Source organism: Mesorhizobium sp. HAY1-8B (assembly GCF_056868045.1).
Window position 1 is genome coordinate 2,741,079 of sequence record NZ_CP200321.1, and the last position, 19,855, is coordinate 2,760,933.

General features: G+C 60.0%; 17 protein-coding genes. 4 read left to right on the plus strand and 13 right to left on the minus strand.

The annotated features are described in order from the left end of the window. The first annotated feature begins 209 nt into the window (after positions 1-209). Complete coding sequence (locus AC1VON_RS12930) at positions 210-530, plus strand: hypothetical protein (RefSeq protein ID WP_483123016.1); 321 nt, start codon at positions 210-212, stop codon at positions 528-530. A gap of 341 nt (positions 531-871) precedes the next feature. Here AC1VON_RS12930 and AC1VON_RS12935 read toward each other — a convergent pair whose 3' ends face one another. The 3 genes from AC1VON_RS12935 to AC1VON_RS12945 are packed head-to-tail and all read right to left on the minus strand — an operon-like array spanning position 872 to position 3,520. Continuing rightward, on the minus strand, positions 872-1,480 hold the full coding sequence (locus AC1VON_RS12935; RefSeq protein WP_483123017.1) for a L,D-transpeptidase: 609 nt from the start codon (positions 1,478-1,480) through the stop codon (positions 872-874). Positions 1,481-1,535: 55 nt separating this feature from the next. After that, positions 1,536-2,588 carry a helix-turn-helix domain-containing protein gene (locus AC1VON_RS12940; protein ID WP_483123019.1) on the minus strand — a complete coding sequence of 351 codons (1,053 nt, stop codon included), beginning with the start codon at positions 2,586-2,588 and terminating at the stop codon, positions 1,536-1,538. A gap of 8 nt (positions 2,589-2,596) precedes the next feature. Continuing rightward, positions 2,597-3,520 carry a helix-turn-helix domain-containing protein gene (locus tag AC1VON_RS12945; RefSeq protein ID WP_483123005.1) on the minus strand — a complete coding sequence of 308 codons (924 nt, stop codon included), beginning with the start codon at positions 3,518-3,520 and terminating at the stop codon, positions 2,597-2,599. Positions 3,521-4,193: 673 nt separating this feature from the next. On the opposite strand from AC1VON_RS12945, the gene AC1VON_RS12950 reads away from it, so the two are divergent. The 3 genes from AC1VON_RS12950 to AC1VON_RS12960 all read left to right on the plus strand — a co-directional run bounded on the left by AC1VON_RS12950 (position 4,194) and on the right by AC1VON_RS12960 (position 6,621). Further along, positions 4,194-4,970, plus strand: coding sequence for an META domain-containing protein (locus AC1VON_RS12950; protein ID WP_483123021.1), 777 nt, complete (start codon positions 4,194-4,196; stop codon positions 4,968-4,970). Between the two features lie 182 nt (positions 4,971-5,152). Next, positions 5,153-6,355 (plus strand): alpha/beta hydrolase, encoded by a 1,203-nt coding sequence (locus AC1VON_RS12955; RefSeq protein WP_483123023.1) that lies wholly within the window; start codon positions 5,153-5,155, stop codon positions 6,353-6,355. A 71-nt stretch (positions 6,356-6,426) separates the two neighbouring features. After that, positions 6,427-6,621 carry a hypothetical protein gene (locus AC1VON_RS12960; protein WP_172351773.1) on the plus strand — a complete coding sequence of 65 codons (195 nt, stop codon included), beginning with the start codon at positions 6,427-6,429 and terminating at the stop codon, positions 6,619-6,621. A gap of 232 nt (positions 6,622-6,853) precedes the next feature. Here the strand turns inward: AC1VON_RS12960 and AC1VON_RS12965 are convergent, their stop codons facing one another. The 10 genes from AC1VON_RS12965 to AC1VON_RS13010 form a co-directional block, all read right to left on the minus strand. After that, positions 6,854-7,198 (minus strand): hypothetical protein, encoded by a 345-nt coding sequence (locus tag AC1VON_RS12965; RefSeq protein ID WP_172351772.1) that lies wholly within the window; start codon positions 7,196-7,198, stop codon positions 6,854-6,856. A gap of 73 nt (positions 7,199-7,271) precedes the next feature. Further along, on the minus strand, positions 7,272-7,793 hold the full coding sequence (locus AC1VON_RS12970; protein WP_483123033.1) for a DUF1269 domain-containing protein: 522 nt from the start codon (positions 7,791-7,793) through the stop codon (positions 7,272-7,274). Positions 7,794-8,000: 207 nt separating this feature from the next. Further along, positions 8,001-9,680, minus strand: coding sequence for an alpha/beta hydrolase (locus AC1VON_RS12975; RefSeq protein WP_483123036.1), 1,680 nt, complete (start codon positions 9,678-9,680; stop codon positions 8,001-8,003). A gap of 205 nt (positions 9,681-9,885) precedes the next feature. Continuing rightward, positions 9,886-10,428 (minus strand): HdeD family acid-resistance protein, encoded by a 543-nt coding sequence (locus tag AC1VON_RS12980; protein ID WP_172351769.1) that lies wholly within the window; start codon positions 10,426-10,428, stop codon positions 9,886-9,888. A gap of 678 nt (positions 10,429-11,106) precedes the next feature. Next, positions 11,107-14,265 carry an efflux RND transporter permease subunit gene (locus AC1VON_RS12985; RefSeq protein ID WP_483123043.1) on the minus strand — a complete coding sequence of 1,053 codons (3,159 nt, stop codon included), beginning with the start codon at positions 14,263-14,265 and terminating at the stop codon, positions 11,107-11,109. Further along, positions 14,262-15,398, minus strand: a complete 1,137-nt coding sequence (locus AC1VON_RS12990; protein ID WP_483123046.1) for an efflux RND transporter periplasmic adaptor subunit — start codon at positions 15,396-15,398, stop codon at positions 14,262-14,264. Before AC1VON_RS12990 ends, AC1VON_RS12985 begins: the two co-directional genes overlap by 4 nt. Before the next feature lie 22 nt (positions 15,399-15,420). After that, on the minus strand, positions 15,421-16,002 hold the full coding sequence (locus tag AC1VON_RS12995; RefSeq protein WP_483123049.1) for an HdeD family acid-resistance protein: 582 nt from the start codon (positions 16,000-16,002) through the stop codon (positions 15,421-15,423). Between the two features lie 20 nt (positions 16,003-16,022). Beyond that, entirely contained in the window at positions 16,023-16,718 is a 696-nt protein-coding gene (locus tag AC1VON_RS13000; protein ID WP_172351765.1) for an MgtC/SapB family protein, read from the minus strand. A 140-nt stretch (positions 16,719-16,858) separates the two neighbouring features. After that, positions 16,859-18,301 (minus strand): metal-dependent hydrolase family protein, encoded by a 1,443-nt coding sequence (locus tag AC1VON_RS13005; RefSeq protein WP_483123056.1) that lies wholly within the window; start codon positions 18,299-18,301, stop codon positions 16,859-16,861. Positions 18,302-18,380: 79 nt separating this feature from the next. Beyond that, positions 18,381-19,574: a M14 family metallopeptidase gene (locus AC1VON_RS13010; protein WP_483123061.1), complete on the minus strand. Its 1,194-nt coding sequence runs from the start codon at positions 19,572-19,574 to the stop codon at positions 18,381-18,383. Positions 19,575-19,855 lie beyond the last annotated feature (281 nt).

Genomic DNA, 19,855 nt, shown 5'->3' on the forward strand with positions numbered 1-19,855 from the left:
GAGCAAGAACCGACCCAGGCAAAGGCCAGCAACGCCGTTGGGGTGAGTCGGCCGGAAGCGCCCCGCCTGCTCAAGGAGCATTTCCGAGAAGATGCATGAATGAACGGGCCTTGCCGATCAGTTCACACATGTCCGCACGGGTGACATCCTACGGAATGTCTCCGCCATATTGGCCGATTGCGCTGATACGCCAGTTTGGGAGGACTATCGTGCTGAGAAACCTGTCGATCGCGGCAATGAGCGCCCTGATGATTGCAAGCTTCGAGCATTCCGCGTCTGGCGCGTCGATCGGCGCGGGCAATCCCTATCCCGTCAGCAACTACACATGCCAGGACGGCACGCGTCTGGCAGTGCGTCTCCTCGGTGATCGCGCTTCGGTGTCCGTCAACGACGCGGCCGAGGTTGACCTGCCCTCCATGGGGCCGGAAGGAACGACCTATTCGAACGGCCGATGGACGATCACCATCATACAGGGACGCCTGTCGTGGGGCGTTGGCCGAGCTGTGCCGTCCGAATGCGCCGGCGGTTGAGCATCTCATCTCCCTGTAGGGAAAATTGAAATGCCAAGACCGCCCCGTTCGGTCGCGTGTTGCATCGCCGGCTGGCGCCGTCAGCGGCTCTGTTCTGTTGCAACGGTTTAATCTCCGGCTTTGTGCCAAGGGATCTTTTTGCCGCGGCCAAATGCAATCGAACCACGAACACCGGCCGAGGCGTGGCGGCGACGTGGGCGTGGTCTTCGGAATTCCAAGTCGCCATTCGGATAAGCGCTAACAGGCCGTGGAAAAGGACCAGAGATACCAGTTTTGAAACCGAATTGTGCTCGGCCCGGCTCTGATACGTTCCGTCAACAAAATAGTTTTTCAACAGCCTGCTAGAGAACGATAACGCGAGCGCCGTTGCGGACTGTCCCGTAAAGTTCAAAAATGTGCTCGTCCAACATCCGGATGCAACCGGACGATGCGGCTTTGCCGATACTCCACGGCTCATTGGTCCCATGGATGCGGTAAAGCGTGTCCTGACCATTGCGATACAGATACAGCGCCCGTGCTCCGAGAGGATTGTTTGGGCCTCCGGGAACGCGCTGCGGCAAGCTCGGATTACGGCGTCGCATGTTGGCGGTGGGAGTCCAGGTTGGCCATTTGGCTCTTCGTCCGACTATCGCCTCTCCGCTCCATCTCTGTCCGTCCCGACCGACTGCAATCCCAAAGCGGATCGCCCTGCCGGCATCTTCGACGTAATACAGGAAGCGCTCTTGCTTGTTGATAAGGATTGTTCCGGAAGGTTCCTTGCCCAAATAAGGTACCATTTGCCGACGGAACTGCTGGGGAATATTTCCCTTGTCGACGAGAGGAACATCAAACGGCTTGTCTGGAATCCTTCCGATATACCAATTCTTCTGGGAGGCCTCCGCGCGACCAAACAACGCCAGAAATGATATGCCTCCAACAATCACGGACCGTCTGTCTAAAGAATTTGCCAAATGAATCTCCTATCCTCGATCCGGTCACGTCAGCCGAATTCAATAACTACGTGTTCTACAGTTGGCGGCCAAGCAGATAGTTGCTGGCCAGAAGGCTGTTCAGGGAAGGTCTGTCGTCGTTGGGTCGCTCGGCCAGGGGCGGATGCTTGATGCCCAGCCAGCCGGCCTCGCGTGCCTCCTTGGGTGAGATGCCAAACTCTCTCCTGAATGTTCGGCTGTATGTGGAAGGGTCTACAAAGCCCCATTCCTCGGCGATGCTGGAGATGGGGCGTCCGTCCGTGCTGTCGCCCAGGACGTCCCTTGTCCTCAGCAGCCTTTGACGCCGGATGTAGTGCGAGACGCCTCCAGCCGGTTCGAAAATCCGATAGAGGCGCGAGCGTGAGATGCTGAGTTCCTGGCAGAGCCTTTCCGGCGTCAGGTCCCGATCGGCAAGCCTGGCGGCAATGAGCTTGTTGGCGCGGGCCATGATGACGGCATCGATCGGTTCCTGGGCCTCGAAAAAGTGATCCCGGGATGGGGAGATGCAGGCGGCGAGCAGGCTGGTGGTCGCCGCCGCGATATAGGGAACGTCGTTCTCCGTGCGGTTTGGAAGGGAATGATAAAGCAGCAGGATGTAATCGGCGACGAACGCCGCCATCTCCTGGCGTATGTCCAGCGTGAAGGGCTGCGAGAACGCGAAGTCTCGCGGAAGGAACAGGCAAATCACGCCATCATCCTCGCCCTGACCCTGATGCGGTGTCGCCAGGCACTGCCAGCGCAACGGTCCAGTCCGGGGCTGCCCGCCGTCTGAAGGGATTGTTTGCGGCACGCAGAGAAGCCAATGATCGAAGATCGGATTCTTCTTGCTGCTCCAGCGGCGATGATAGCCGGTTCCGGGATATTCGATGCAGGCCAGGACGAGGCCGCCCAGCTGCCACACCCGCTCGCGCGCGGCGAACGAACCGAACTTGTCCCGGAGCAATTCGATGTCGGCAATGTTGGCGTGCCAGCTTCGATAGAGGTCGAACTGTTCAGCGGGCGGCGCCGAAGAGGTGTCGATGTCGACGGCGCACCTCAGAGGCTCCGTGGTGCCGATCCTGGCGCTTCCGCTGATAATGCGTGCCTGCATGAGACAACTCATCGCTTGGAAGAAAGTGACAGCCCCAGGGAATTGTTGATGAGAAGGGTGCCCAGGGTGCCGACACCGTCGATCGGCTGATCGATGCTCAGCCATGTGGAGTGCTTGATGCCTTGCCATCCGAGCTCGCGCGCCTCCTTGGGAGACACGCCGAACTCCAATTTGAACATCCGGCTGTAGGTGGAGGGATCGGTGAAGCCCCATGCCTCGGCAATGCTGGAGATCGTCCGCCTGTCCGAACTGTTGGCCAGGGCATCGCGTGTCTTGAGCAGCCGCTTGCGGCGCACATAATTGGCCACTCCGCCCGCCGGCTCGAAAATCCGATAGAGGCGCGAGCGTGAGATGCCGGCCGCGCGGCACAGCTTGGCGGGCGTCAGATCGGGGTCGGTCAGCCTTTCCACGATGGTTTTGGCGATGCGCGCGATGGTGACGGCGTCTGCCGGTCCCTGCGCGGCCGCGAGATGATCCTTTGAGGGCGTCAGTGCCGCCGCGAAGAGATTGGCGGTCGCCGTGACGATGTGCGGCAGGTCTCCTTCCTTCAGATTGGGGAGAGAGCGGTAGAGAAGGATGGCGTAGTGGGCCAGGAAGGCCAACGTCGCGTCGCTCGCTTCGATTTTTGACGAGCGGGTCGCCGGCCATGTGCGCGGCAGGAAGAGCGTGACGGTCAGGTCATCGTGGATCACCGCGACATCGGGCAGGGCCAGGCACCGCAGGCGGGGCTTTCCAGGGGGCATCTTCCCGCCACGGGATCGTGCAACCGGCGCGGACAGGACCCAATGGTCCAGCAGCGGCCGCTTGCGATGCTCCCATCGGACGTCGTAACCGGAACCGGGAACTTCGATGGTGCCCAGTGCCAGATCCCCCAATTGCCACACCTGATGATGGGCCGGGAACAGGGGCTGTTCGGCACGAAGAAGCTGCATCTCGGCAACCCCGGCGTACCAGGTCCGGAAGAAATCGAACTGTTCGGCTGGAGGCACCGACGAGGTGCTCTGCTCGATGGCGCATCTCAGAGGCTCGGCAGCGTAGGGATCGCTGGGAATGCCGGCTGCGCTTACTCTTGCGTCCATGACAAAACTCCTGTCACGCATGAGAGCTGCCATGATCTGGGCAGTTCATTGCGCGACAGGCTGATTTCCCGCAAAGGAAAACCAACAATAAATTGGATCGTCAACCTGCCGCCGCGGATGAGATCGGATTGAAGTACTCTAAGCCAGCACTGTGTTTTTCTGGAATATGCCGTGAATCCCAAACGTGGATCCGGCGTTTATTTCTTGCGCTTCGGAATGAGGTTCATCAAGCAACAACTGGACCTCTCGTGGCTCACAGAGAGGACGCAAAGTCATGTTTCCGATCGTTGAGGTTGTTGGCTCCGGGAAGACCATCGCACAGACAGTCGTCGTTTCTGCCTCCGGTGACGCCGGGAGCGGGCAGATGTCGGAGGTAGGCTCTTCCCACTGGAAATCCGGCGAGTGCGCTGGCCATCCCAACTCTAGGCATCCCGTCCATTTTTTCAGTTCCGGGCTTTGTTCTCCAGTCGGTAGCGTGGACTCTCAATCGGACATGGGACATTCGGTTTGAACAACCGCTGGTGATTTGACCGTCATTCGGTTGGCACTGACCCGCGCTCAGAAAAATATGGTCGGCTGGCGATCATGGGAGGTAGCAATTCTGTCCGGAAAATCGTGCTCCCCCTTCAGGATCGCCGCGCCATTTTTGGCCTTCTGTCTTGCAGCCGCAGACTGTGCCGAGGCTGCCACCTTGACGGCGCGCGGCAACGAACCCGGTTGGCAAGTCGTGGTGTCCGACAAGGTGATTTCCTTTCGTGCCCTGGAGGGAGAGACCTTCACGATTGAACCGGCGCCACAGCCCACAACAAAGGACGGTACCGATGTATACACCGCGACTGTTGATGGCCGACACTTCACGCTGACGATTGCGGAAGCGGTATGCGCCGACACGATGACGGGAATGCCATATCCGAAAACCGCGACCGTGACGGTGGATGACCGCAAGTTGGCAGGGTGCGCCGGCGAACCGGCAGACCTGCTCCGCGGGGATTGGCCTGTCGAAATGATAGCCGGATCGGCCCTTGTCGCGGGATCCCAGCCCAACCTTGCCTTCGATCAGGACGGAAGCATTCACGGGAATGGCTCGTGCAACCGATTTCTTGGCAAATTCACCGTGAGCGGGGAAGGTTTGACGATTTCAGAGACGGGCGCATCCATGATGATGTGCGATCAACCGCTCATGGACCAGGAGCGCAATCTTCTGGCCGCCCTCGAAGCGGTTCGTCGCTTCGAGGTCGCATCGACAGGGCAATTGCGGCTTCTCGGCAAGGACGGCCAGACGCTCGTAAGCCTGGGGAAATAGACTCTCTTCGCGCGGAGAGCCCTAACACCGGGCGGCCTGGGTGGTTACGCAGCGAAAGGTATAGGCAATGACGACTTCATCAAGAACTCAGTGCTCCATCCTTCACTAGTGGCACGGCTATTATGTGTTTCCAGTCTGTCATCGCCGCACGCGCAAATTGAAACGGGTCACGGGACAGCCACATGGTCGGTGCCGTCAACCGCATGAAGAAAACCGCGATACGGCTCGTTCCGGTCATCTTGTTGGCGGCGCTTCTGCAGGGTTGCGCCGGTCCAAGGGCCGCCACTGGCCTTGCCTCTCCTACTCAGTCCGATGCGCGGTACCTGTCGACGATCCCCTTCCTTGTAGCGACTACGCGTGCAGCGTCCGCTACAGCCGAACCGCCTTACTCTCGTGATCGCTCCTTGGCGTTGAATTTTTCGAAGGTGAACGTTCTCGTGCCGGCGGCCCATAGACCCGGTTCGGTCGAGACTTCTTCTGATGTCCCTGATCCGGCCCGCCATTTCTCGGCACGCAATCTCACCCCCATTGCCGGTAGAAAGTCATTCCTGTCCCTGTTGAACGCGCGACTGGCAGAGCGCCCGCCATCACAGCGGGAAGTATTCATCTTTGTTCACGGCTATAACAACAACTTTGCGGAGGGCTTGTTTCGCAACGCCCAGATCGTTCACGACTACAATATCTCCTCCGTGCCGCTGCATTTTTCGTGGGCGTCCGCCGCATCCTTCAGCGGTTACCTGTTCGATCGGGACAGCGCTCTGCTGGCCAGGAACGGCCTTGCCGAAACGATCGAAATCGCGGCGCGGTCCAATGCGAGCGGGATCGTCATCGTTGGCCATTCAATGGGCGCCTATGTCGTGATGGAGGCGCTGCGGACCTTGGCATTGAGAGGCGAGAGCCGTGTTTTCCCGAGAATCCGTGGCGTCATGCTGGCCGCCCCGGACATCGATCCGGATGTCTTCAGCAGCCAGGTCAATGATATTCCCATGCTTCCGCAGCCGTTTACCATCATCGTTTCGCGTCGCGACCGGGCATTGAATATCTCTAGGCGCCTGACGGGCGGCGGCCACAGGATCGGCAGCGGCTTCAATATTCCGCTTCTCCAGAAGAAAAATGTTCAGGTGATCGACATCTCCGACGTCGATGGTGGCGGACACAGCGGGTTCGCGAGTTCGGGCACGCTGATCAAACTGCTGGGCTCCAACCGTCTCCTGCGCCAGCTGATAACCGACGAAGACGCAACTGCCAACGCCAAGGTTTCGGAGGCGGGACAGGCCGTATTCGAAAATGCCGCCCTGGCGATCCACCTGCCGGTCAGAATTCTGGAGGGACTGAGCACTGGACAATCTCGGCCGGCTTCGAATGGTGGCAATGTGTCGAGATAAGCTCAAAGGATCTGATCGGGAATGCGGATGACGAGTGTTGAATTTCTTTCTTTGTTTCTATGGAGGTGACTATGGCTGCAAATTCAGGGTCTCTGCTGGTCAACAAATTGACCGCTATCGGTTTTCTAGTTGTGGGATTTCTCATTCTTGCATCTGGTTACCGCTATGGTTCGACCTCAACCCTATTGGGCGGATGCCTTATTCTGATTATCGGCGTCATTCTCTTGATTCTGAAGATCGCCCGTCGAAATAACGGGACGCCTTGAGCGGCGATTTTTCGTTCGGGGTTGCGCAAGAGCAAATGGTTAGGGTGGTTCAGCGATCCTGCCAATCGCTGGACCGCTCCGTAGCGATCGTACCTCAACTCGGCACGCGGCCAGTTGGAGAAGCGTCCCATTGGGCAATCGCAGGCTGGTTCGCCTATTGCCCGACGATGCCATTGGGCCGATACGACGAGGCCAATACCGTCGATCAGCGTCGAGTTCCTGTATCGCGGCTTTATCGAGGCGAACGATTTGGGCCCCGGGCAAGCCGAGCAATGCAGATTGCAATGATGCCGCCCAAAAGTCCGGCAACACCCACACCGATCAACATTTCGAGTGTGAACCCGCCGGAGCCACGTGACAGGGCGTCAAAAGCACTTCCCATATAGCCGACGAAGCGCGCCAGGCCTGGAAACAGCGTGGCAAGGAGTGTCAGAATCAAGCCCCCAAACGCGCCGATGGCAGCGATGGATTTCCATTTAAAGCCGATCCCGCGCCAAAGCCGGGCCACGGCCATGGCGCCGGCGGCTCCGCAAACCGCCTCGAATAGAAGCAGGATCGCTATTTCAGGACCGGACATGTCCAATCGATGCGGCCCGACACGCAAGGAAGCCGGAGGCCGCACCCTGGAAAAATTCCGACGCTGCGGGCCATCAGGTGTTTGAGCCGGATTCCTGTCCGGCCGCCGCCGACGCACGCAGAAGTGCGTCGCGCAGGACTTGCTCCTTGGTTTCGTCCAGGGATGTCTTGAGCACCACCCCACCGAAACCCTGGATTTCCTTGAGCACCTTGTCTGCCGTCATTTCCTGGACGAGGACGAAAAGCGCGGCGTTGCCGGGCTGGATGCTGGTCGACAGATCGCGCATGAACGCGTCGTTGATGCCAACATCGGTCAGGGCACCGCCAAGGGCCCCGGATGCAGCGCCGAGGGCAAGGCCGACCAGTGGATTCAGGAAGAGGAGACCGACGAGCATTCCCCAGAAGCTGCCGGAGATCGCGCCCGTGGCAGTGGTATTCATCAACTGGTTGAGCTTGATCGTGCCTGCTTCGGTTTTGGTCGCGATAACCGCGTCACCCAGCTTGATGATGTATTCCTTCTGCAATGTCAGAAGGAGCTGGCGCACTTCTTCAGCTTTGGCCTCGGTCGGATATACGATGACAATCAAGTCGGACATATGAACCCCCTAGGGTGAGACTCTACGCAGTCGAGGTTTCTTACACAGCCGAGACGCCGAAGGATTGAGCCGTAAATCCAGGCACTGTGCCGTCAGTCCCATTTTTACATCGGGCTCGGCGATTTCCCCGTTGGGCGGCTTTTCGCAAGGTATGTCTGATGAGCGTTTTGGACGCGGTTGCGGGGCGCTCCGTTGCACCGGGTGCGGCTATCTTCCACTGCGCTGCTCGAGGTGTCGTTTCAACTGTTCTATCCGCTCGGGCGTCCAACCCTTGGGATCAGTCACGGCAAGCCAGGCATCGACATAGTGCTCGGGCGCGTAGACATGCCCGTAACCCATCGGCGTCGAGGTTGCCATGCCCATATCGAGTGCCAGTTGCAGCATCGTCACCACCGGATACCACCGCAATTGCGGTGACACATCGGGACCGCGCGGTGCGCTCATCCAGTCGGGGCGCCGGTAAAGATCCCGATAGTCGAAGAAGGTAATCGCATCGCTTGCATACTGCAGGTACACGATGCGCATGGGCCCCCATCGTGTACCTGGCGCGACCGTCCCGCCATGCTGGTTCATGAAGCGGACAACCGAGCCGTCTCCGAACCGCGGCAGCCAGGCGGGCGACCCGGGGGTTCGCGCATCGGTGGCTCGCCTCCAAATCCTGCTTTCGAAAGGTGGACCGCTCCACAAGGCACCTTGGATCGGATCGCCGAGTATCTCGAAGAGTTCAGCCGAACGTTCGGAATTCATCGCCCCAAGACTTAGTCCGTGCAGGTATAGTTTCGGCCGGTGGTCCTTCGGCAGGGTCGTCCAATAACCGTAGACAGCAGCGAACAGCGCCCTCGACGCCTCCGCGCCATAGCCCGGCTGTACGAGTAGCGACAGCGGGCTCGATAGATAGGAGTATTGCAAGGCGACGCTCGCCACGTCGCCATTGTGCAGGTATTCAACCGCATCCATCGCCGAGGGATCGACCCAGCCGGTCCCTGTCGGCGTGATGGCAATCAGCACCGAGCGGTCAAAACCGCCAACGCGTATCAGCTCGTCGAGGGCCAGCTTCGCGCGCTGTTCGACAGTGTCGCTTGCCCCAAGCCCGACATAGACCCTGATCGGCTCGAGCGCAGGCTCCTGGGTAAAGGCCTGGATCTCGGCCGCGCTGGGTCCGGTCGCGACGAATTCGCGGCCCGCCCGTCCAAGTATCTCCCAAGCGACCAATGAGGCCGCGCTGCCTGTCTTGAGCGGGGAGGTTGGGCGCACCCGGTCGGGTTCGATGAGCGCGTCGAACGCCGCAAAGGACGAGTCGAGAACATGCAGCGCCGTGCGGATGAGAAGGCCGTTCGCGATCGTCCAGAACAATAGGACGCTCACGGTGAAGCCGATCACCTGCGAAATCCGCGGCGGCACGAAGCGGCCGACGGCGTTCGACGTGAAGCGCAAGACAGCCTTGAAGAGGCGAGCCAACACAATGAGTGCGACAAAGGTGATGACCGCGATCACGCAGACTTCGAACGGGTGGGCGCTGGTCACGGGTTCGAGCCCCATCAGCCCGCGGATCGAGTTCTGCCACTCGGTCGTTCGCCACAGGAATGACAAGGCGATGACGGTGCACACCAGCGCCGACGCGATCTTGAGCCATCTCTGGACGCGACCATTGGGTTCCGGCAGTTGCATATATCGCCAGAGCCACCGCCAGGCGACCCCGATCCCATATCCGGCTGCAAAACAGGCGCCGGAGAGAATGCCCTGTGTCACATAAGTTCGGGGAACGAGCGTGGGCGTTAGCGAGGCCACGAAGAACAGGGTACCTAGGACAACGCCTCCGGCGGAAAGCGAGCGCAAGAACCTCATCAGGAGGTCGGCAGATAGCCGCGTTGCAACGAATGCTACCATGCCTGTTTTGCCAGTTTTACTTTGTCGAATAGAGGAGGTGTTCGGCGGAGATCACTCTAGTATCTCAAGATACAGTTCGGAACGTCGAAATCAATTCACAGTCAACGCCGCATTATCGCGTCAGGAGAGACCGCGCAAGCAGCCGTGCCGTGGCGCCCCATCGCAAAAACCACATGGCAGCAAGAGTGCCAAATCAGACCACGCTCTATGCCGAGACCGCGGGCCGGCCCCCAGCCGCCAGCCACCCGAGTCCGTGGGCTACGAGGTCGATACCCAAAAGCGCCCCTATCACCCAAATTCCGGTTGAGGGCCATCCAAGCAGTATCAGGAGGCCCGCGGCCAGGCCGAACAAGCCGGAAACAAACATCAGCCGCCTGCCGCTACGCAAGTAGCGGTTTCCCAACAATATTCTTCCAATCCCTGAAATCAAAAGCGCGACCCCCAAAATCCAGGTGAGGATCGCGGATCCAAGAGCGGGTATGCCGATCAGCACACAACCGAAAATGACATACAGGATGCCCAGAAATGTTTGCCACAGAAAGCCGCGCCATCCTCCGGCCCATACCGCCATGGCGATCTCAACAAACCCCGCGCATATGACGATGACGCCAAGAAGAAGGGTACTTATGGTGGTGGCAAGGGTCACGTCGGCCAGGACGAAGAAACCCGCAAGGATAAACACCACTCCTATGGCCGAATTGGCGGAAGCGGATCGCGCTGGCTGTTCAACGGTCGACGGGTTCGTCATTGTCGATGGCTTCCCGACTGCCTTGAATGCGACGCCACTCACCAACGGACACGGCGTATATCCACGACGCGAGCCGTTCGGGAATTAAGCGTCACTTCAAATCGGCCGCCGGCACGGCGTGTATGATACTTGAAAAATGGCCCGCGGCAGTTCACGCGGCGGACATCTCGGAAGCCACGATTCTGGAGCAGCCTCTGACCTTGGCCGCACGTGATCGCTCTGCCGTTGTTGAGGCTGGAGCCGACCGGCATGTTGAACGCCGCCACCTCCGCGAATGAGGGAACCGCGGTCGGCACCGTAAGGCTGATCGCGACTGCCAGAGCCGCCAGGGAATTTCTGAACATGTTCGTTCTCGCCACGAAAGTATTGTGAGAACCATCAGTTCACAGGCCGCTGCGATGTCAACAAGCTGGCAAGGCGCCTTGGTGCTTTAGGGACGCCAGGCCAAGGATCTGGACTATTTGTCCATGCTTGCAGCAAAGAGACTCGGGCACGGAGGGCTGCTACGAATTGACGGTCGGGACGTCCGCTTGTTGTGCCTGGAGCGGATCGAAGAAACCCAGCGCGTGGTTTTTGCACATTTAGGCAGGCCTGTGCGGCCACAGCCTGAACCGTTGTGAAGTAGATCACGTCATACCGTTAGCGCTGGTTCTTCCAGCAGATCGTCGGCCGACACATTCACTGGCGTGGGTTGATCGAATTTTGTTGAGCATGATCTCGTGACGCCCTCAGTGACAGGCGTTCGGTCGCTGCCTGGACAAGAAAGTAGATCCCGGGAACGATCAACAAGCCGATCGTCGTGGCTGCGATCATGCCTCCAAAGATTGTAACGCCAACCGCCCTCCGCGCCCCTGCGCCAGCGCCTGTCGATACGACAAGGGGAATGATTCCGAGAATGAAGGAGACCGCTGTCATCATGACGGCCCTGAAGCGCTGCTCGGCCCCGGTCCGCGCGGCCTGCGTTATGCTTAGCCCTTCAGCGCGCCGCTCCTTGGCGAATTCGACGATCAGGATGGCATTTTTCGCCGCCAGCCCGATCAGCAGCACGACAGCGATCTGCACGTAGAGGCTGTTCTGCAATCCGAAGGCCCTCAACGCCGCCACGGCGCCAAAGAGAGCGGCTCCGAGCGAAAGAATGACGACCAACGGAAGCGACCAGCTCTCATATTGAGCGACAAGGAAGAGATAGGCAAACAGGAACGCCAGCGCGAAGACCAGCCCCTCCTGGCCACTGCCGCGGCGCTCCTGGAACGACAGTCCCGACCACTCGAAGCCATAGCCGTTCGGCAACAGCTGGGCGGTCGTCTTCTCCATGGCATCCATGGCGGCGCCGCTGCTGCTCCCAGGCGCTGTAATGGCGTTTATCGGCGCGGCAACCGACAGATTGTAACGCTGAATGGCGAACGGCGACAGGATGGTCGTCAACGACGCCAGATTATTCAATGGCACCATGGTGCCGTTCCGGCTGCGCACGTGCAGCTTGAAAATGTCCTCCGCATGGGCGCGGAAATCGGCATCCGCCTGCAGATTGACCTGGAACACGCGGCCATTGAGCGTGAAATCATTCACATAGCGCGATCCGAAGGCCGCGCCGATGGTGGAATAGACGTCCGACACGCTTACCCCAAGCGCCTCGGCGCGCGTCCTGTCGACGTCGACATAGACCTGCGGGACATTCGCGCTGAAGGTGGTGGCGGCGCCGCCGAGCTCCGGCAGGTGATTGAAGGCGCCGAGCAGCGCGCCGACGACCTGGGCGATCTCTTGCGGCGGCTGTCCTTCTAACGCCTGCAGGCGGAAGTCCAGGCCACCCACCGAGCCGATGCCGGCAATCGCCGGCGGAGCGAAGACGGCGACGTTCGCGCCCGGTATTTGGGAAAACTTCATCCGCAGCGCCTGCAGGATACCGGCAAGCTGCAGCTCCTTGGACGTGCGCTCATCCCACGGCTTCAGCGCCGCTACCGCCATTGCGCCGCTTGGCGAACTCGTCGACTGAAGGATGCTGAACCCCGCAACCGTTATGACGTCTTGCACGCCGCCGGTGTCGGCGAGAATCTTGCGCACATCCTCCACGATGGCTTTCGTTCGATCGAGCGAAGCGGCATTCGGCAACTGGATGTCGACGAACAGCGCCCCTTGGTCCTCATCGGGCAGGAAAGTCGACGGTAACGTGGTGAAGATCAGATAGGCGGCGACAAAACAGGCAAGCAATCCCGCCAACGGCACGTACCAACGCTCCACCAGAAACCCGACGAGCCGTCCATAGCCGTCGCGCGTCTTGTTCATGAATGCCGTGAACCAGGCCAGCGGGCCACGTTTGAAATAGCCCACATCGCGCCGCAGAAGCAGTGCGGCCAGCGCGGGACTCAGGGTCAAGCCGACGAAAGAGGAAATCACCAGGGCCGAAGACAAGGTCACAGCGAACTGCCGGTAGAGCTGGCCGCCTATGCCGCCGAGAAACGCCGTCGGCGTCACCACGGCAAGCAGCACCAGGGTCGTGGAAATGATCGGCCCGGTGATCTGATGCATCGCCTTGCGCGCGGCGTCGGCGACCCCGATGTCGGGCGTATCTTCCAGCACATGCTTGACGTTTTCGACGACGAGGATGGCGTCGTCCACCACCAGGCCGATCGCCAGCACCAATGCCAGAAGGGAAATCATGTTCAGCGAATAGCCGGCGGCAAACAGTACCGCCACGGCGCCCAGCATGGAAACGGGGATGGCAAGTGCCGAGATGAATGTGGCGCGCCAATCCTGCAGGAACACATAGGTGACCGCGAGCACGATCAGGAATGCTTCAAGCAGGGTTCTGGTCGTCAGCGAAATGCTGGCATTCACGAAGCGGGTCGCATCGTAGACGATGTGATACTGCATGCCTTTGGGGAAGCGCGACGAAAGGCGCTCCAGTTCGGCGCGGACCGCCGTTGCGGTCTGGGTGGCGTTGGCACCGGGAGACTGATTGACCTGCATCATCGCCGACGCGTGCCCGGCGAAGCTGGCGCTCGAAGCGTAGCTTAGCGCCCCAAGTTCGAGCCGGGCTATGTCGCGCAGGTAGACCTTGGCCCCCGAGGGGCCCGTGCGCACGACGATGTCGCCGAAGTCCTCGGCGCTCCTCAGTCGCCCCTGCGCGACCAGCGTGTATTGCAGTTCCGAGCCTTGTGCCTGCGGCGGCGCGCCGGCCTGCCCGAGCGTGGCCTGGATGTTCTGTCGTTGGATGGCGGCGGAAACGTCATCGGGCGTCAACCCGAGCGCGTCCATGCGCTGCGGATTGAGCCACACCCGCATCGAGTATTCCGAGGCCCCGGCAACGGAAGCTTCACCCACGCCCGGCACGCGCGATATCGCGTCAGCGACCGTAGTGGTGATGAAATTCGTGATCGCCAGAGCATCGAGGCTGTCGTCCGGAGAATAGAAAGCGATGCCCAGAACGAAATCCGGCGAGCGGGCACGCACGGACACCCCTTGCTGGGCGACCGCCGCCGGCAGGCGCGAAATCGCCAGCTGGGCGCGGTTCTGCACATTGATCTGCGCCGTCTCTGGATCGGTTCCAACTTCGAAGGTCACCGACAGCGTGTACTGGCCGGCGTTGGAGCTGGTGGACGACATGTACATCATGTGATCCACGCCGTTGATGGCCGTCTCGAGGGGGCCGCCGACCACGTCGGCGATCACTTCCGCGCTTGCTCCCGGGTAGGAAGCCGAAACGGTGACCGTCGGAGGCGTAATCTGCGGATATTGCTGTATCGGCAGGGAAAACACCGCGATCGCACCGGCGATCGAAATGAGGATCGAGATGACTATCGCGAGCCTTGTGCGGTGGATGAAGAGATCGGAGATCATTGCGCGCGCTCCGCTTCGCGTGGTGTGACCTGCTGACCATCGGAGATACGTTGCAACCCCTCGATGACGATTGTTTCGCCGCCCTTCAATCCGCTCGTCACCGCCCACCGATTGTCGATGCGCGCGCCGGTCGTGATCGCCTGCCTGGTCACGGTATTGTTGTTGAGCACGAAGACGAACTTGCCCTGGCGGTCCTGAAGAACGGACGCCATCGGCACCAGCGGCAATTCCTTGGCTGCTTCGTCGACCACAGTGAGCCGGACGAACTGGCCAGGCGTCAATATGTGGCCGGGGTTGGGAAACAGCGCGCGGACGGCCACGGTCCCGGTCTGCAGGTCGACCTCATTGTCGATGAACTGCAGCAGCCCCGGCGAAGCGTATTGCGTGCCGTTGGCGAGCGACAGGCTCAGATGGAATTGGCTCCGATCGATGCTCTGCCCGCCGGCGAGTTTCTGCCTGATGTCGACCAGGGTGCTGTCGGCGATCGAGAATGCGACGCGGACAGGATCGAGTTGCACGATGCGCGCCAACGGTCCGGAGCCGGGCCCCACGAGATTTCCGGGCGTCACCATGGAGCGGCCGATGGTCCCGTCAATGGGCGACTTGATCTGGGCGTAGGAAAGATTGAGTTCGGCCGTGTTGAGGGCTGCATTGGCGCTTTGGACGTCCGCTGCGGCGACGTCGAATGCAGCCTGCGCGTCATCCAACGTGGCCTGCGGAATGGTCCTGCGGTTGAACAGGTCCCTGGCGCGTGACAGGCTTTGTTGTGCGGCGTTGCGCGTGGCTTCCGTCCTGGCCACCTGCGCCTGCGCGGACATCAGTGCCGCCGACAGTTGATCCGGCTCGATTTCGAAAAGCAGGTCGCCTTCCTTCACGCCCTGGCCTTCCGAGAATTTGAGCGCCTTCAGCAGGCCGGAGACGCGTGCTTGTATGTCGACCGCCTCGATCGCCTCGACCTGCGCATTATACGTCAGCGGCGGTCTTGCTGGGCCGGACAAAACTTTTTCCACCACCACCGGCATTGCCGCCGCCGGTTGCACGGTCTGCGCATGCGCCGTACCCGTGAAGCCGGCCACTCCGACCAGGAATACGGCCGCCACGACCGCGGGTCGAAAATCGAAGGTGCTTCCCATAGCGGATCCTCGCATCCTGTTCTCAAGACAAAATCTTCGTCTTGCGCACGCTCAGCGCAATGACGAGATACGCCAGTCCGGCAATCATCAGGGAGAAGCCGGCCACAAGCCCAGTTGGCATCTCTCGGACCATCGGCCACTTCAGAATTATGGATAGACTTGCCAGTACGGCAACGGCGCCGGAAATAACGAACCAATACCATCGGCTCGCCTTCCTGATCTCGATTGCTACTATTATTTGAAGAATTCCGTGGACGAATAATACAAAGGCTATGAAAAGCGATATCGCGGCAGAAGCCTTTACAGGATTGAAGTAAATCATGATGCCGCCAATGAGTTCGAAGAAGCCGGTTAGCTCCTGCCATACGAAGCCGGTCCAGCTTTTGATCCAAAGGGACTGTATAACCTTGACGACGCCAACCCCGATCAGGGCGACGGCGAATACGACACTGGAAGCGAAATTGGAAACGGCCGGAACCGCGACGGAAAATACTCCGCCCGCCAGCAAGAGGAATCCAAACAGCAGAAACCTGCGCCATTTGCCTTGCTCGATTTCGGCTCTTTCGGATGCCGTCGAGGGAGATTGGTCTGGATTTCCTGTCATCTTGCCGCTCCGAGCACCTTCTAGATATCGGTCTCGCGCCCGACGAAATGAACAATTTCCTTCATGGCCAAGAACCCGATCAAGGCGTCAATAGATTTTTCTTCTCCCTTTTCAGGGGCAACGGAGATGTGTATTTCCGAAAGACTTTTATCTTCATTGGTGTCGCTATCCATGGACATAAGTCTAAGATTTTTCATTGCTACCGCCTGAATGACTGAAGACTTCACGACATCCGATTTTTGCAGATCGCATTGTATTTTTATAAGATAAATTCTCTCGCTATCCGCGGGCAGCGCAGAGTATCCCGCCACATGAAGAGCAAGCCGGGGAAGAAAAATATTCGACAAGATCACGAACAAGGTTGTTTCCGCCGCGAGCAGCAAGAAGCCGTAGCCGACAAACACCCCCACGGCTCCAGTGCTCCAGACCGTAGCGGCCGTGCTCAGCCCTTTTATGCTGGTGCCATCCCTCATGATCAGGCCGGCACCCAGAAAGCCGATGCCCGTCACCACCTGAGATCCCATGCGCAGATCCAGTTCCAGTCCAAGCGCGCCGGGCAAGGAAGCATAGGACGCGGCGCCCAGCGCAACCAGGGCATGGGTCACGAGCCCGGTATGGCGCTGCTTGTATTGGCGCTCCACGCCGATCATGAGTCCAAGCAGCAGCGATAGCGCCAGCTTCAGCATGATCGAATGCGCTGCTATCAAATCGGCCATCATTAGCGGCGCCGATGCCTGGCGTCACAGCCAGCCGAGGACGAGGCCCTCGGCGATCGCTGGTTCGCCAAGGCCATGAAGTCAGGATGGATTGACTGAGCGCCGCGGGGTGAGTGCAGCATGTCCAGTTCCGCCGCTGCTCACAGGATGTTCTTGTGCAGTCGACCGTCCTTCACGATCACCGTGAAGTTCTTCTGCGGGTCTTCAAGCAGCCCGATGTCGTCGACTGGGTTGCCGTCGACCACGAGCAGGTCCGCAAACGCACCCTCCTCGATGACGCCGATCTTGCCAGGGTATGGATTGCGGAGATTGGAGAGCCCAAGCAACTCGGCATTGACCGAAGTCGCTATCTGCAGGACTTCGGCATTCTTGTACCAATTGGCCAGATGCGTGAGCATGACATTCTGGCGTGGCCCCAGTTCGGGCGAGAACAGCACGTCGGAACCCCACCCTGTCTTGATGCCGTACTTGCGGACAAAATCGTACACCCTTGGCGTTCCGGCGAAGAGTTGCTTAGCGCGCTCGACGCCTGGGCCGCTTGCCGATGCGGCATCTTCCATCGTCAGGAAGGGCTGCATGCTGAGCCACACGCCCTTCTCCGCGATCATCCCTGCCGTTTCCTCATCCATCAAATGGCCGTGTTCGACGCACGTCACGCCAGCGGCCAGCGCACGCTGCACGGCGCGGGGGGTGTAGGCGTGTACGGTGACGTAGGTATTCCAATCCTGCGCGACCTCGACGCCGGCCCGAAGCTCATCTTCACTGAAGGTGACCATGTCCAGAGGACTCCGCGGCGACGACACGCCGCCACCGCCCACCAGCTTGATCTGCGATGCGCCCTGGAGAAGCTGTTCGCGTATGCGCATCTTCAGGTCATCGATACCGTCGACGATGGCCGATCCGCCCAGCAATTCCCCTTTGCTGAGCTTGCCGCCGTCACGCGGAATCTCGCTCGGCAACCGAAGGTCGCCATGCCCTCCGGAAGTCGTGATCATCGCGCCGGCCGGGAAAATGCGCGGACCGGGAATCATTCCGGCATCTATGGCTTGCTTGAACGAGAAGGAGGGGCCTCCCAAATCGCGAACGGTGGTGAACCCGCGCATCAGGGTGCGATCTGCCTCGGCGGTGGATGCGGCGAAGATGATGCCAGGATCGCCATTCAGCAGAATGTTCAGCGGAACCGCCGCGAAAATCGTATGCCAGTGGGCATCGATCAGACCCGGCATAAGCACGCCATTGCGGCAGTCGACCACCCTTGCGTCGCTCGGCGCCGGCGCATTCGTCATGTCAATGCTGGAAATCCTGTTGTTCTCCACCAGGATTTGAGCGCCATCCTTCACCGTGCCCGATTTGCCGTCGAAAAGCCGAACCTTGCGAAACAGGATCTTGGAGGGAGGCTCGGCCGTCTGCGCGAACACAGGCTTGGCCAGCACGCCGGCAATGGTTGTGGCCCCAAGACCGGAAAGAAAACTGCGCCGCGAGAAGGCTTCCAGGCGACGGGAAACCTTTTGAAGGTCGGGGTTGAAACAGCCACAACCGGAACTGTGAACAAGGTGGCCGTACTTCGAGCCTAGCCGCAGCATGTCTTTTGCTTTCGGTTGAGCGACACTGGCACCTGCCGGGCGGCGCTTCGTGTCGCTGTTCTTGTTGTTTCAGGTCCCGTCACTCGACCAGCACATCTCCGCCGACAGGATTGGCGCTGTCGAAGATGAGGAATACGATCGGAGTTCCCGGCTCGGCTGTTGCATCGGTCCGCCTGGCGCCGACTTCGCCGCCGAGAGACACGGAATATTCCGCGACGATTTCACCGAAGGTGTTCCTCTGGACGGCAACTTTCTGTCCGGGCCGAACGGTTTCATTGAGTTCGACCAACAATTCGACGAAACCGCCATGCGTCGCGATCACGGGAAACATGCCGTCCGCGACGAAAACGTTCGTATCCTTGCTGGTTCTGCCGATAGGGCCTGAAATTATCCCGTGATGCTTGATGACGTTCATCGTCCCTTCGACGAACAGGGCGATCTTATCGTGATCGAAGACCCGCGGCTTGCCGATTTCGGGCGTGAAGGCCGGGATGCCGGCATCGATGAGAGCATTGGCGAGAAGACCATGCTCACCCAGGTTGTCGAAAATCTGGTCGACCGGATAGAGCTCCGCCATCGCCCGCACTTCGGGGAAATCCATGCGAGCAAGGTGGAAGGCCGTCGCGTCCATGCCCGTGGCTGCTGTATGGAAATCGATACCGTAGTCGAGGTTTGGCCGCAGAAGCCGGTTGAATATGAGGCCGGCGTGGCGCGACGGCGCGTCGGGTGCGCCTTCATTGCCAGGGAACAGCCGGTTGATGTCGATCAGGTCGATCCCGCGCCCTGAATTCGGCCATCTCCGTTCCATGCCTTCCATTGCGGGGCGCGAAATGTCGAATACCGCCACCACGGATCCCGACATCGCGGCCGGATCGAGCTCACGCATGACGGATTGCACGGTGTGGATAGGGCTCATTTCATCGCCATGCACGCCGCTCATCAGCCCCAGACGTTTGCCCGGCGCTGCTCCCTTGGCGACCATCACCGAAACGTACCAGTGCTGGCCCGTCGGCATTTGGACGCCCTGGAAATAAAAGCTGTGCTTGCCCGGTTCCAGATCCGAGATGTCAAGCGAACTGATGACCTTCTTTCCGTCGATGACATCGCCGGTGTAGACGGTTCCCGACGTGCCGGCGGGGGACGCGGTCGCAGGTGCCGAGCCCGTCTGTGCCTGCGCCGGTCCGGCCATGAGCGCAGCGGCAGCGCCGATCGTGGCGACGGATGCGATCATGAAGTCCCGACGGCCGAGGCCCTCGCTGGTTTCATTCGCCATGGCTGTGCCCCTTGCCGATCAGGATCATGCTGCGGATCTCGCGGTGACGCCTACAAGGACGGCAGATCATCTCTGCCGATCCCCGTTGAGCGCATGGTGATCGGGCATTAGTCTACCGGACGTTTCAGGGAGTACAGCCTCAGGCAAGAAAAATGGACTGGTGGTCTATGATTGGGATGCTTTGCATACTGAAGGACAGCCGCCCGCAACTCATGTGAAAGCGCCGGGTACGATACAACCGCCTCCGCGGCTTCGATGTACGCGATCAGGATCGGTCCGCG